Source organism: Streptomyces sp. NPDC037054, from assembly GCF_055606745.1.
Map to the genome: position 1 here is coordinate 136,696 of NZ_JBVJSJ010000018.1, position 14,135 is coordinate 150,830.

A 14,135-nucleotide genomic window follows, 5' to 3' on the forward strand; every position below is an offset into this window, starting at 1 on the left:
CGCCCGGTTACGCCCCTTCGCGCCCCCGGTGCTCCTTCTTTTGGCGGAGTTGTCCGACACATCGGTTGCAGCCCCTCGTTCCGCGCATTTGACTCGTTCTTCGCGGATCCTGCAGAGAGGTGCCCACGATGCTTTCGGCCAAGAGTCTGTTCCAGGAGATCCTCGACCACGACGAGTCCTTCGCCCTGTTCTGCTCCATCGCCGCCAGCGGCGAGTCCCAGGGCGGCTGGGAGAACGCCCGCATCGCCGCGCTCGTCCCGGAGTCCGAGCGCGACCTCGCCCCCATGATCAGTCGGCACGGCGCCGACGAGGACAAGCACGGCCGCATCTTCAACGCCCTGCTGAAGCGGCGCGGCCTCGAACCCGTCCCCGTCCCGCCCGAGACCGACTACACGATGCTGCTCGAGAAGAACGGCATCGGCCTCGCGCACGACAAGCTCAAGCGCGACGACCCCCTCACCGTGCAGGACATCGTCACCTACCTCGCGCACAGCCGCGTCACCGAACAGCGCGCCTCCGAGCAGATGGAACTGCTCCGCAGACTCTTCGCCGACCACCCGGACATCGGCCGCGCCGTCAAGCAGATCTCCCACGACGAGGACAACCACCTCGCCTACTGCCACGAGGAGTTGCTGCGCTTCGCGCGCGCCGGGCACGGCCGGGCCATCCAGCGCACCCTGCGCGAGTGCGCCCTCGCCGAGATCCGCGTCCACCGCGACGTCAGCCTCGCCGTCATGGCCCGCATGGGCCGCATCCTCGGCTGGTCGCGCCCCAGGGCCGCGCTGCTCGCCGCGGGCATCCACGCCGTGTACGTGTACGAGCGGCTCGGCGGCCTGCGCCGGATGGTGAGCCTGCGGATGCCGCAGCGGCGCAACGCCCTCGGCGGCCCCGCGAGCCCTTCGGCAGAGTTCGCCTAGCGGACGTTCGCTTGAGCGGACGTCCGCCGAGCGGACCGGAGCCGGCCCCTACAGCCAGCCCCGCCGCTTGAAGAGCCGGTACAGCAACACCTCCAGGGCGGCCATCACCAGGATCACGGCCGGATACGACCACTCCCAGCGCAGCTCCGGCATGTGGTCGAAGTTCATGCCGTAGACCCCCGCGATCATCGTGGGGACCGCGGCCATGGCCGCCCACGCGGAGATCTTCCGCATGTCGTCGTTCTGACGGACGCTCATCTGCGCCAGGTGCGCCGACAGGACGTCCGACACCAGCCGGTCCAGGGCCTCCACCGACTCGTTCACGCGCGTGATGTGGTCGTGCACGTCGCGGAAGAACGGGCGGGCCTTGTCGTTGACGAACGGCACCGCGCCGAACGGCCCCGACGCCGCGAGCCGGGTCAGCGGCGGCGCGAGCGGCCCGGTGGCCCGGCGGAACTCCAGGATCTGCCGCTTGAACGTGTAGATCCGCGAGGCGGTGTGCCGCGACCCGCCGCCGTCCGGCGAGAACACCTCCGCCTCCAGCTCCTCCAGGTCGGTCTGGAGCTCCGTCGCCACCTCCAGGTAGTGGTCGACTGTCGCGTCGGCGATGGCGTACAGCACCGAGGTGGGCCCCTCGCCGAGCAACTCCGGCTCCCGCTCCAGCCGGTGCCGCACGGTGTTCAGCGGGGCGCCCTCGCCGTGCCGGACGGTCACCACGAACGAGTCACCGAGGAAGATCATGACCTCGCCGGTCGAGACGGCGTCGCTCCGCGGCTCGTACACGACCGGCTTCAGGACCAGGAAGAGCGAGTCGTCGTACGTCTCCAGCTTGGGCCGCTGATGGGCCTTGAGGGCGTCCTCCACGGCCAGCGGGTGCAGCCCGAACTCCTGGGTCACCCGGTCGAACTCGGACTCCGTCGGCTCGTGCAGCCCGATCCACACGAAGCCGCCCGCCGCCCGCGCCCCGGCCAGGGCGTCGGAGAGGTCCTCGGGGCCGTCGGTCCGCTGTCCGTCGCGGTAGATGGCACAGTCGACGATCACTGGGCGCGTTCTCCTGTCGCTCGGAGGTCATGGCATGTCGTCGTACGCCTACCCTGGGCGGCATGCCCACGCTGATCCTGGTCCGGCACGGACGTTCCACCGCCAACACCGAGGGGCTGCTCGCCGGCTGGACGCCCGGCGTCGCCCTCGACGAACGCGGCGCCGCGCAGGCCGCCGCACTGCCCGGCCGGCTCGCCGGTCTCCCGGTCTCCGAGGTCGTCAGCAGCCCGCTGCAACGCTGCCAGGAGACGATCCGCCCGCTGCTGGAGGAGCGCGGGCTCACCGCCCACACCGACGACCGCATCGGCGAGTGCCACTACGGCGACTGGACCGGTCGCAAACTTGCCGAACTCAAGGACGAGCCGCTGATGGAGGTCGTGCAGACCCACCCGTCCGCCGTGCAGTTCCCCGGCGGCGAGTCCATGCGCGCGATGCAGACCCGGGCCGCCGAGGCGGTGCGCGAGTGGAACGCGCGCGTGGAGCGCGACCACGGCCCCGACGCCGTGTTCCTCATGTGCTCGCACGGCGACATCATCAAGTCCCTCGTCGCGGACGCACTCGGACTTCATCTCGACCTCTTCCAGCGGATCGCCGTCGAACCGTGTTCCATCACCGCGATCCGCTACACCCGTCTCAGGCCCTTCCTCCTCCGGCTCGGCGACACCGGCGACTTCGCGTCCCTCGCGCCGCGCGAGGAGCCGCCGGCCGACGACGCCCCGGTGGGAGGCGGCGCGGGCGCACCGTGATCGTCGGCCGCAGTAGGGTGAAGCGGACCGCTGCCGTAATCGACTTCCCCCGACATCCCCGATTCCCATGGAGACAGGACGTGTCCCGTCAGGTGTTCCTCTACGACCAACCGGACCGTTTCGTGGCCGGTACGGTCGGACTGCCAGGGCGCCGTACGTTCTTCCTCCAGGCCTCGGCCGGCTCCCGGGTGACCAGCGTGGCCCTGGAGAAGACCCAGGTCGCGGCGCTCGCCGAGCGCATGGAAGAGCTCCTCGACGAGGTCGTACGGCGCAGCGGCGGCAGCGCGGCCGTCCCCGCCGTGGCGCCCAACGAGATCGCCGACACCGCCCCGCTGGACACCCCTGTCGAGGAGGAGTTCCGGGTCGGCACCATGGCGCTCGCCTGGGACGGCGAGGACCAGTGCATGATCGTCGAGGCCCAGGCCCTGGTGGAACTCGACGCCGACTCCGAGGAAGACCTCGCCGAGGCCGAGGAGCGGCTGCTCCAGGACGAGGAGAACGGGCCCCCGATGCTGCGGGTCCGGCTGACCGGCGCGCAGGCCCGGGCCTTCGCCAAGCGCGCCCTCGACGTCGTCAACGCCGGGCGGCCGCCGTGCCCGCTGTGCAGCCTCCCGCTCGACCCGGAAGGACACGTATGTCCGCGCCAGAACGGATACCGCCGAGGGGCGTGACGACGACAGGCGCGGCCGCCGCCGAACTGCTCGCCGCGGGCGAGCTCACGGTGCGCGGACGCATTCGTGAGGCGTCCAACGCGGCGCTGTACTGCACGGTGACGCTGGACGGCCGGGAGGCGGCCTGCGTCTACAAGCCGGTCGCAGGGGAGCGGCCCCTGTGGGACTTCCCCGACGGCACCCTCGCGCAGCGCGAGGTCGCCGCCTACGAGGTCTCCCGGGCCACCGGCTGGGACCTCGTGCCGCCCACCGTGCTGCGCGACGGGCCCTACGGCGAGGGCATGTGCCAGCTGTGGATCGAGGCGACGCCCGACGCCGAACTGCTCGCCCTGGTCGAGGCGGAGGAGCCCGCGCCCGGCTGGAAGGCGATCGGACTCGCCGACGTCGGCGAGGGACGCGCCGCGCTGCTCGTGCACGCCGACGACGAGCGGCTGCGCCGGCTCGCCGTGCTGGACGCCGTGATCAACAACGCCGACCGCAAGGGCGGCCACCTCCTGCCCACCGTCGACGGCCGGCTGTACGCCATCGACCACGGCGTCACTTTCAACGCCGAGAACAAGCTGCGCACGCTGCTGTGGGGCTGGGCGGGGGAGCCGCTGCCCCGGGAGGCGACCGACGTCCTCACGGAGCTGCGGACCGGCCTCGCCGAGGGCGGTCAGCTGGCCGCCCGCCTCGCCCCGCTGATCACCGCCACCGAACTCGACGCCACGCGCGCGCGTGTCGACGCGCTGCTCGCCTCCGGCACCCACCCGGAGCCGAGCGGTGAGTGGCCGGCGATCCCCTGGCCGCCCGTGTAGCCGGCCGCCGCACCGCAGGCACGCCGGACGGTAAGACGCAAGAGCGCCTTACCGGCCATCCGGCGCCAACCCGTTCGTGTACGGAACATCCGTCCGGTTAGGCTCAAGGCATGCATGCCTGGCCCGCTTCCGAGGTCCCCGCCCTGCCTGGTCAGGGCCGCGACCTGAGGATCCACGACACCGCGACCGGCGGCCTCGTCACCCTCGACCCCGGTCCCGTCGCCCGTATCTACGTCTGCGGCATCACCCCGTACGACGCGACCCACATCGGTCACGCGGCGACCTACAACGCGTTCGACCTCGTTCAGCGCGTGTGGCTCGACACCAAGCGGCAGGTTCACTACGTCCAGAACGTCACCGACGTCGACGACCCGCTGCTGGAGCGCGCCCAGCGGGACGGCCTGGACTGGGCCGGCCTCGCCGAACGGGAGACGGCCCTGTTCCGCGAGGACATGACGGCGCTGCGGATGCTGCCCCCGAAGCAGTACATCGGCGCGGTCGAGGCGATACCCGGGATCGTCCCGCTCGTGGAGCGGCTGCGCGACCTCGGCGCCGCCTACGAACTCGACGGGGACGTCTACTTCTCCGTCGAGTCCGACCCGCACTTCGGATCGGTCTCCCACCTCGACGCCGCGGCCATGCGGATGCTGTCCGCCGAGCGCGGCGGCGACCCCGACCGGCCGGGCAAGAAGAACCCGCTCGACCCCATGCTCTGGATGGCGGCCCGCGAGGGCGAGCCCAGCTGGGACGGCGCCTCCCTCGGCCGCGGCCGGCCCGGCTGGCACATCGAGTGCGTCGCCATCGCCCTCGACCACCTCGGCATGGGCTTCGACATCCAGGGCGGCGGATCCGACCTGGTCTTCCCGCACCACGAGATGGGCGCCTCGCACGCACAGGCGCTCACCGGCGAGTTCCCCATGGCCAAGGCGTACGTGCACGCCGGCATGGTCGCCCTGCACGGCGAGAAGATGTCCAAGTCCAAGGGCAACCTCGTCTTCGTGTCGCAGTTGCGCCGCGAGGGCGTCGACCCCGCCGCAATCCGCCTCGCCCTGCTCGCCCACCACTACCGGGCCGACTGGGAGTGGACCGACCAGGTGCTGCGGGACGCGCTCGCCCGCCTCGACCGCTGGCGCGCCGCCGTCTCCCGGCCCGACGGCCCGCCCGCCGAGGCCCTGGTGGACGAGATCCGCGAGGCGCTCGCGAACGACCTGGACGCCCCGGCCGCACTCGCCGCCGTCGACCGCTGGGCGGAGCTCCAGCGCGACACCGGTGGCACGGACGAGGGCGCGCCCGGCGTGGTCTCCCGCGCGGTGGACGCGCTGCTCGGCGTCGCCCTGTAGACACGCGCGGGAACGGACACGGGTGGGGGCGGTGCGCGTCGGCGCACCGCCCCCACCCGTGTTCCGCTGCGATCAGCGAGGGCCCGCTCAGTCCTCCGAAGAGTCCTCGTCCTCCGCGCCCCCCGCCTTCGGCGGCTTCGGCGGGCGCGTCCGACCGCTCGGGTTGTCCCGCAGGTACGGCGAGCCGGACTGGCCGTCGCCCTCCGTGGCGTGCCCGGCCGGCCCCGTCGGGCCCGCTCCGTCCCGGCGCCGCAGATACCGCTCGAACTCGCGGGCGATCGCCTCGCCCGAGGCCTCCGGCAGCTCCGCGGTGTCCCGGGCCTCCTCCAGCGTCTGCACGTACTCGGCGACCTCGCTGTCCTCGGCGGCCAGCTGGTCCACGCCCACCTGCCAGGCGCGCGCGTCCTCCGGCAGCTCGCCCAGCGGGATGCGCACGTCGATCAGGTCCTCCAGGCGGTTCAGGAGGGCCAGCGTCGCCTTCGGGTTCGGCGGCTGCGACACGTAGTGCGGGACGGCGGCCCACAGCGACACGGCCGGGACGCCGGCGTGCGTGCAGGCCTCCTGGAGGACCCCGACGATGCCCGTGGGACCCTCGTACTTGGTCTCCTCCAGGTCCATCCGGCGTGCCAGGTCCGGGTCGGACGTGGTCCCGCTGATCGGCACCGGGCGCGTGTGCGGGGTGTCGCCGAGCAGGGCGCCCAGGACGACCACCAGCTCGACGCCCAGTTCATGGGCGAAGCCGAGCAGTTCGTTGCAGAACGAGCGCCAGCGCATGGACGGCTCGATGCCCCGGACCAGGACGAGGTCACGCGGCTTGTCGCCGCCGACCCGGACCACCGACAGCCGGGTCGTCGGCCAGGTGATCTTCCGGACGCCGGCGTCCATCCACACGGTGGGGCGGTTCACCTGGAAGTCGTAGTAGTCCTCGGCGTCCAGTGCCGCGAACACCTCGCCCTTCCATTCCCGTTCCAGATGCGCGACCGCGGTGGAGGCGGCGTCGCCGGCATCGTTCCAGCCCTCGAACGCGGCCACCATGACCGGGTCGATCAGCTCGGGAACCCCCTCGAGCTCGATCACCCAGTGCCTCCTTCCGACGTGCCCTCACGTACGCCCCAACCTTACGGCGTGGCGCGCGGGCGCCCGCAGCCCCCTTGCACGGAGCAGTGCCCCATCACTGCCCCGGCCACGGCCCCCGAACACCCGCGGCGCGTTCGCTGCGGGAGAGATCGGGACGGCGCCGCGGGCATGCGGAAGGGGCGGCTCCGTCGGCGGGGAGCCGCCCCTCGCACCGGCTCCCCGTGCGGGGGGAGCCGTCCCCCCGGGCCGGAGCCCGTGGCACGGTGGCCTCGTGGCGGGGTGGCCTCGTGATGCGGTTACCGGCCGCTGCTCGTTGTCGTCACTTCTTGTCGAGCAGGTCCTGCACCTTGGCGCGCACCTCGTCCGTGGCCAGGCCGCGGATCGTCAGCGTCGTACGGCGGCGCAGCACGTCGTCCGCCGTCTCGGCCCACTCGTTGTCCCGGGCGTAGACGACCTGCGCCCAGATCTCCGGGGCGTCCGGGTGCACGCGCTCGCCCAGCTCCGGGTTCTCGTTGGCGATGCGGGCGATGTCGAAGGCCAGCGAGCCGTAGTGGGTGGCCAGGTGCCGGGCGGTGTCGGCGGCCATGCGCGGGCCCGGCGCCGGGTGGTCGACCAGCAGCCGGTGGGCGACCGCGCGCGGGTTGGCGACGCCCGGCAGCGGCAGCTTCTTCGGCAGCGCGGAGATCGGTTCGAAGTCGTCGCCGAGCGGGTGGCCCGGCAGCGACTGGAGCTTCTGCATCACCGTGCGGCCGATGTGGCGGAACGTCGTCCACTTGCCGCCCGCGACCGACAGCATGCCGCCCTTGCCCTCGGTCACCACGGTCTCCCGCTTGGCCTTCGCGGTGTCGCCCGGGCCGCCCGGCAGCACGCGCAGACCGGCGAAGGAGTACGTGATGAGGTCCCGGTCGAGCTGCTGGTCGCGGATGGAGAACGCGGCCTCGTCGAGGATCTGGGTTATGTCCTTGTCGGTGACGGAGACGTCCGCGGGGTCGCCCTCGAACACCTCGTCGGTGGTGCCGAGCAGCAGCATGTCCTCCCACGGCAGGGCGAACGTGATGCGGTACTTGTCGATCGGCGTCGCCAGCGCCGCCTTCCACGGCGAGGTGCGCTTCAGGACCAGGTGGGCGCCCTTCGACAGCCGGATCGACGGCGCGGCGCCGGGGTCCTCCATCCGGCGCAGGTGGTCGACCCACGGGCCGGTCGCGTTGAGCACAAGACGGGCGTCCACGCCGAACTCGTCGCCGGACAGCCGGTCGCGCAGCTCGGCGCCGGTGACCCGGCCCCGGGTGAAGCGCAGGCCGGTCACCTCGGCGTGGTTGAGGACGACGGCGCCCGCCTCGACGGCCGCGCGGACCGTCATCAGCGCCATGCGCGCGTCGTTCATCTGGTCGTCGCCGTACACGGCCACGGCCTTGAGGTTCTCGGTGCGCAGCTCGGGCACGTCCTGCGCGGCCTTGGACGGGCTCAGCAGGTGGCCGACCCCGTCGCCGAACGCGGACAGCGCGGAGTAGGCGAACACGCCCGCGCCGAGCTTCGCCGCGCCGTGCGGCCCGCCCTTGTACACGGGGAGGTAGAAGGTGAGCGGGTTCGCCAGGTGGGGGGCCACCTGGCGGGACACCGCACGGCGCTCGAAGTGGTTCTCCGCCACCAGCTTCACCGCGCCGGTCTGCAGGTAGCGCAGGCCGCCGTGGAGCAGCTTGGAGGAGGCGGACGACGTGGCACCGGCGAAGTCGCCGGCGTCGACCAGAGCCACCCTGAGGCCGGCCTGCGCGGCGTGCCAGGCGGTGGAGATGCCCAGGATGCCGCCGCCGATCACGAGGAGGTCGTACGACGCCTTGGCGAGCTGCTCCCGGGTCTCGGCACGGCTCGGGCCGACGCCGAAGGCCGGGCGCGTGCCCAGGGCAGGCACGGACTGCAGGGTGGACTGAATGGTCATGTCGGGTTCTTACTCCTCGTCCTCGAGCCAGCCCATGGTCCGCTCGACGGCCTTGAGCCAGTTCTTGTACTCACGGTCGCGGATTTCCGCGTCCATGCGGGGGGTCCACTCGGCGGCCCGTCGCCAGTTGGCGCGCAGGTCGTCGGTGCTGTTCCAGAAGCCGACGGCGAGACCGGCGGCGTAGGCGGCGCCGAGGCAGGTCGTCTCGGCGACCATCGGGCGCACCACGGGGGCGTCCACGAAGTCGGCGAGCGTCTGCATCAGCAGGTTGTTGGAGGTCATGCCGCCGTCGACCTTGAGGGCGGCCAGCTCGACGCCCGAGTCCTTGGTCATGGCGTCGGCGATCTCCCGCGTCTGCCAGGCGGTGGCCTCCAGCACGGCGCGCGCGAGGTGTGCCTTGGTGACGTACCGGGTCAGGCCGGCGATCACGCCGCGGGCGTCGGAGCGCCAGTACGGGGCGAACAGGCCGGAGAAGGCGGGCACGAAGTAGGCGCCGCCGTTGTCCTCGACGGAGAGCGCGAGCGTCTCGATCTCGGCGGCGGTGGAGATCAGCCCCATCTGGTCGCGCATCCACTGCACCAGCGAACCGGTGACGGCGATCGAGCCCTCCAGGGCGTAGACCGTGTCCTGGTCGCCGATCTTGTAGCCGACGGTCGTCAGCAGCCCGCTGTACGAGTTGATGATCTTGTCGCCGGTGTTCATCACCATGAAGGTGCCGGTGCCGTACGTCGACTTGGTCTCGCCCTCGGCGAAGCAGGTCTGGCCGAACAGCGCCGCCTGCTGGTCGCCCAGCGCCGAGGCGACCGGGATGCCGCCGAGCAGGTCGCCCAGCTTGCCGCCGGTGATCTCGCCGTACACCTCGGCGGAGGAGCGGATCTCGGGCAGGATCCGCTTCGGGACGCCGATGGACTCGCAGATCTTGTCGTCCCACTCCATGGTGTGGAGGTTCATCAGCATGGTGCGGGAGGCGTTGGTGACGTCGGTGACGTGCTTGCCGCCGTCGACACCGCCGGTCAGGTTCCAGATGACCCAGGTGTCCATGGTGCCGAAAAGGATGTCGCCCGCCTCGGCGCGCTCCTTGAGGCCCTCGACGTTGTCGAGCAGCCAGCGGGCCTTGGGGCCGGCGAAGTAGGAGGCCAGCGGCAGGCCGGTCTCGCGGCGGAAGCGGTCCTGGCCGACGTTGCGGCCGAGCTCCTTGCACAGGGCGTCGGTGCGGGTGTCCTGCCAGACGATGGCGTTGTGGACGGGCTCACCGGTGTTCTTGTCCCACAGCACGGTGGTCTCGCGCTGGTTGGTGATGCCGATGGCCTTGATGTCGTCGCGGGTGATGCCGGCCTTGGCGACGGCGCCGGCGACGACCTCCTGGACGTTCGTCCAGATCTCGGTGGCGTTGTGCTCGACCCAGCCCGGCTTCGGGAAGATCTGCTCGTGCTCCTTCTGGTCGACGGAGACGATGCGTCCGTCGCGGTCGAAGACGATGCAGCGGCTGGAGGTCGTGCCCTGGTCGATGGCGGCGATGAAGGGGCCGGCGGTGTGGGCGTCGGTCACTGTGTGCTCCTGGGAGTTCCGTGGGTGTGGTCGGCGTCGGCGGCGGGTCGCGGTGCCTTCGCGGGAGCCGGACGGCTCCGGGCGATGACGCTCACGCGAAGGCGACGTTGTAGATACCCGCTGCTATGGCACCGCCGATCAGCGGACCGACCACGGGGATCCAGGCGTAGCCCCAGTCGGAGCCGCCCTTGTTGGGCAGGGGGAGCAGGGCGTGCACGATGCGCGGACCGAGGTCGCGGGCCGGGTTGATCGCGTAGCCGGTCGGGCCGCCGAGGGACAGACCGATCGACACCACGACGAGCGCGGTGATCAGGCCGCCGAGGACGCCGAGGCCGTTGCCCTCGGCGTTCAGGCCCTGCGTGAGGACCGCGAGCAGCAGGACGACCGTGCCGATGATCTCCGTCAGGAGGTTCTGCACCGGGTTACGGATCTCGGGGCCGGTGGAGAAGATGCCCAGGACGGGGCCCGCGCCCTTCTCCTGGGCCTCGACGGCCTTGGCCGCGGTGTCCTGCGCGCCCGGCCCGCCGACGATCTCGTGGTCGGTGAGGTGGGCGAGGAACTGGCCGTAGTACGCCACCCAGACCAGCGCCGCGCCGATCATAGCGCCGAGCAGCTCGCCGGCGAAGTAGACCGGCACGTCGCCCCACTCGCCGCTCTTGATGGCGAGCGCGACCGTCACGGCCGGGTTGAGGTGGGCGCCGGAGAGCGGCCCGGAGATGTACACCGCCGTCATGACGGCGAAGCCCCACCCGAAGGCGATGGCGAGCCAACCGGCGTTGCGGGCCTTGGAGGCCTTCAGCGTCACGGCGGCGCACACGCCGCCGCCGAGCAGGATGAGTATGGCGGTACCGATGGTCTCGCCGATGAAGATGTCGGAGCTGGACACCCGCGACTCCTTTGTCCTTCGTCCAGGGGAAGCCGAACCCCGGGTCCCTCCGGGAGTTCTGGCGCCCTCAGGGAGATGAGAGCGATGCCGGCCCTTGGCGTTGTCACACTCTAGCGCGTATTGCCGGTAGGTGTTCGACAATGCCGACCGATGGACGGGAGTCTTGCCCCGGCGTCACACGTGCGTCAAGGCCCCTGTAATCGAAAGCACGATCGTTATTGATCGTCGGTGACTATCGCTTCCCCGCCCGCGGCGGAGGATGCGCGCGTGGAGCGGCAGGAACCGGACGGCGGGAACGACTCGGACCGGAACGCCCCGTGACGTCCCGGTCTCCGTGTGCGGTGGGTCGTACCGCTGGACGTGCCCAGCTGGACTTGCCTCGCTGGAAGCGCCCGGCTAGAAGCGCCCGGCGCCCAGGTCCCGGGACACCGCGCGGGCGCAGTCGCGCACCGCGGCGATCAGCTCGGGGCGCAGCTCGCCGTCCCGGCACAGCCGCTCGACGGCGCCCGTGATGCCCACCGAGCCGACCGGCATGCGGCGGCGGTCGTGGATGGGGGCGGCGACGGACGCGACGCCCTCCCAGGTCTCCTCGACGTCCGCCGCGTACCCACGCGCGCGTGTCATGTCGAGGATCTGCTCGAAGCCGTCCATGTCGCAGACGGTCCGGTCGGTGAACGCCTTCCGGTCGGCCTCCAGGGCCTCGCTGTGCGCCACCGGGTCGTAGGCCGACAGGACCTTGCCGAGGGCCGTGGAGTGCAGCGGCTGCATGGCCCCGATCTCCAGGACCTGGCGGCTGTCGTCGGGCCGGAAGACGTGATGCACGATCAGGACGCCCTGCTGGTGCAGGACGCCCAGGTACACGCTCTCGCCGCTGGACCTGGCCAGGTCGTCCGTCCACACCAGTGCCCGCGCCCGCAGCTCGTGCACGTCGAGGTACGTCGTGCCCAGGCGCAGCAGCTCGGCGCCCAGCTGGTAGCGCCCGGAGGCCTCGTCCTGCTCGACGAAGCCCTCCTGCTGGAGGGTGCGCAGGATCCCGTGGGCGGTGCCCTTGGCGAGGCCCAGGGACGAGGCGATGTCCGACAGGCCGAGCCGCCGCTCGCCGCCCGCGAGCAGCCGCAGCATCGCGGCCGCCCGTTCGAGCGACTGGATGTTCCGTGCCATCGCCGTCCTGCCTCCGTCCCCTTCGAGCGTCGACTCGCGACGTCGCTGCCGCCGTTCGGCAATGTCGAACACTACCGGTCGATGTCGACCTCTCGCTAATGGTCGGCCGATTCCCGTTGCCTCAACGGCCGGTCCGCGGCGCGGCGGTCGCCCCGTTGCGCGGCGTGGCGATCGCCCCCACTGGAGGGCACGGCGCCGCCCAGTGTCGCGCGGGTGCCGTGCCGAGCGACATCCTCGTCCGACCCTTGGACCCTCTGACCATCGGCCCCCGGTCCCGGCTACCCTGGCGACGTGCGTCATCGCCCGGAAGCTCTAGGTGAGCTCTCCCCGGGCAGCCGCAAAGCCGACAGCCGTCGCATCAAAGGGAGCCCTTTCATGGCCTCGTTGCCGCCGACCCCTACCCCCGACAGCCGGACCCGCGCGTCCGCGCTCCGCGAGGCACTCGCCACCCGCGTGGTGGTCGCCGACGGAGCGATGGGCACCATGCTCCAGGCCCAGGACCCGACGCTCGAGGACTTCGAGAACCTCGAAGGCTGCAACGAGATCCTGAACGTCACCCGCCCGGACATCGTCCGCTCGGTCCACGCCGAGTACTACGCCGCCGGTGTCGACTGCGTGGAGACCAACACCTTCGGCGCGAACCTGGCCGCCCTCGGCGAGTACGACATCGCGGACCGGATCGTCGAGCTGTCCGAGGCCGGCGCCCGCATCGCCCGCGAGGTCGCCGACGAGTTCACCCGCGACACCGGACAGCAGCGCTGGGTGCTGGGCTCGATGGGCCCGGGCACGAAGCTGCCGACCCTCGGTCACACCACGTTCGCCGCGATCCGCGACGCCTACCAGCAGAACGCGGAGGGCCTGCTCGCCGGCGGCGCCGACGCCCTGCTCGTGGAGACCACGCAGGACCTGCTCCAGACGAAGGCGTCGGTCGTCGCCGCGAGGCGCGCGATGGAGGCCACCGGCCACGACGTGCCGCTGATCGTGTCGGTCACCGTCGAGACGACCGGCACGATGCTGCTGGGCTCGGAGATCGGTGCCGCGCTGACCGCGCTGGAGCCGCTGGGCATCGACATGATCGGCCTGAACTGTGCGACGGGTCCGGCGGAGATGAGCGAGCACCTGCGCTATCTCGCCCGCCACGCGCGCGTGCCGCTGTCCTGCATGCCGAACGCCGGCCTGCCGGTGCTGACCTCGGACGGCGCGCACTACCCGCTGACCGCGCCGGAGCTGGCCCAGGCGCAGGAGAACTTCGTCCGCGACTACGGCCTCTCCCTGGTCGGCGGCTGCTGCGGCACGACTCCGGAGCACTTGCGGCAGGTGGTGGAGAAGGTCCGGGGCGCGACTCCGGCCGAGCGCAGCCCGCAGCCCGAGCCCGGCGCCGCCTCCCTCTACCAGACGGTGCCGTTCCGCCAGGACACCTCGTATCTGGCGATCGGGGAGCGGACGAACGCGAACGGGTCGAAGAAGTTCCGTGAGGCGATGCTGGAGGGCCGCTGGGACGACTGTGTGGAGATGGCGCGCGAGCAGATCCGCGAGGGCGCGCACATGCTCGACCTGTGCGTCGACTACGTCGGCCGCGACGGCGTCGCCGACATGGCCGAGCTGGCCGGCCGGTTCGCCACCGCCTCGACCCTGCCGATCGTGCTGGACTCCACCGAGGTCGACGTGCTCCGCGCCGGCCTGGAGAAGCTGGGCGGCCGGGCGGTGATCAACTCGGTGAACTACGAGGACGGCGACGGCCCCGAGTCCCGGTTCGCCAAGGTCACGCAGCTGGCGCGGGAGCACGGCGCCGCGCTGATCGCGCTGACCATCGACGAGGAGGGCCAGGCGCGTACCGCCGAGAAGAAGGTCGAGATCGCCGAGCGTCTGATCGCCGACCTGACCGGCAACTGGGGCATCCACGAGGAGGACATCCTCGTCGACTGTCTGACGTTCACGATCTGCACGGGCCAGGAGGAGTCCCGTAAGGACGGCATCGCCACCATCGAGGGCATCCGCGAGCTGAAGCGGCGCCA

12 protein-coding genes are annotated in these 14,135 nt (G+C 71.7%); 6 read left to right on the plus strand and 6 right to left on the minus strand.

Annotation, left to right across the window (positions count from 1 at the left end; genetic code table 11):
* Positions 1–128: 128 nt before the first annotated feature.
* Complete coding sequence (locus ACZ7D7_RS32320; RefSeq protein WP_470828965.1) at positions 129–917, plus strand: ferritin-like domain-containing protein; 789 nt, start codon at positions 129–131, stop codon at positions 915–917.
* Between the two features lie 48 nt (positions 918–965).
* Here the strand turns inward: ACZ7D7_RS32320 and corA are convergent, their stop codons facing one another.
* Entirely contained in the window at positions 966–1,958 is a 993-nt protein-coding gene (corA, locus tag ACZ7D7_RS32325) for a magnesium/cobalt transporter CorA (RefSeq protein WP_470828966.1), read from the minus strand.
* Between the two features lie 62 nt (positions 1,959–2,020).
* On the opposite strand from corA, the gene ACZ7D7_RS32330 reads away from it, so the two are divergent.
* The 4 genes from ACZ7D7_RS32330 (at position 2,021) to mshC (ending at position 5,512) form a co-directional block, all read left to right on the plus strand.
* Entirely contained in the window at positions 2,021–2,704 is a 684-nt protein-coding gene (locus ACZ7D7_RS32330) for a histidine phosphatase family protein (RefSeq protein ID WP_470828968.1), read from the plus strand.
* Positions 2,705–2,784: 80 nt separating this feature from the next.
* Complete coding sequence (locus ACZ7D7_RS32335) at positions 2,785–3,375, plus strand: DUF3090 domain-containing protein (RefSeq protein WP_470828969.1); 591 nt, start codon at positions 2,785–2,787, stop codon at positions 3,373–3,375.
* Positions 3,339–4,172, plus strand: coding sequence for an SCO1664 family protein (locus ACZ7D7_RS32340; RefSeq protein ID WP_470828970.1), 834 nt, complete (start codon positions 3,339–3,341; stop codon positions 4,170–4,172). The genes ACZ7D7_RS32335 and ACZ7D7_RS32340 overlap by 37 nt, the downstream gene beginning before the upstream one ends.
* A gap of 110 nt (positions 4,173–4,282) precedes the next feature.
* Entirely contained in the window at positions 4,283–5,512 is a 1,230-nt protein-coding gene (mshC, locus tag ACZ7D7_RS32345) for a cysteine--1-D-myo-inosityl 2-amino-2-deoxy-alpha-D-glucopyranoside ligase (protein WP_470828971.1), read from the plus strand.
* Positions 5,513–5,599: 87 nt separating this feature from the next.
* Here mshC and ACZ7D7_RS32350 read toward each other — a convergent pair whose 3' ends face one another.
* From ACZ7D7_RS32350 to ACZ7D7_RS32370, 5 genes are all read right to left on the minus strand, one after another.
* Positions 5,600–6,589: a PAC2 family protein gene (locus ACZ7D7_RS32350; protein WP_470828973.1), complete on the minus strand. Its 990-nt coding sequence runs from the start codon at positions 6,587–6,589 to the stop codon at positions 5,600–5,602.
* A gap of 319 nt (positions 6,590–6,908) precedes the next feature.
* Positions 6,909–8,525, minus strand: coding sequence for a glycerol-3-phosphate dehydrogenase/oxidase (locus ACZ7D7_RS32355; RefSeq protein ID WP_470828974.1), 1,617 nt, complete (start codon positions 8,523–8,525; stop codon positions 6,909–6,911).
* Positions 8,526–8,534: 9 nt separating this feature from the next.
* Positions 8,535–10,073 carry a glycerol kinase GlpK gene (gene glpK, locus ACZ7D7_RS32360; RefSeq protein WP_470828975.1) on the minus strand — a complete coding sequence of 513 codons (1,539 nt, stop codon included), beginning with the start codon at positions 10,071–10,073 and terminating at the stop codon, positions 8,535–8,537.
* Positions 10,074–10,164: 91 nt separating this feature from the next.
* Positions 10,165–10,959, minus strand: a complete 795-nt coding sequence (locus tag ACZ7D7_RS32365) for an MIP/aquaporin family protein (protein WP_470828976.1) — start codon at positions 10,957–10,959, stop codon at positions 10,165–10,167.
* Between the two features lie 396 nt (positions 10,960–11,355).
* On the minus strand, positions 11,356–12,120 hold the full coding sequence (locus ACZ7D7_RS32370; protein ID WP_470828978.1) for an IclR family transcriptional regulator: 765 nt from the start codon (positions 12,118–12,120) through the stop codon (positions 11,356–11,358).
* A 375-nt stretch (positions 12,121–12,495) separates the two neighbouring features.
* Here ACZ7D7_RS32370 and ACZ7D7_RS32375 point away from each other — a divergent pair.
* A partial coding sequence (locus ACZ7D7_RS32375) for a homocysteine S-methyltransferase family protein (RefSeq protein WP_470828979.1) occupies positions 12,496–14,135 on the plus strand: 1,640 nt, incomplete at its 3' end.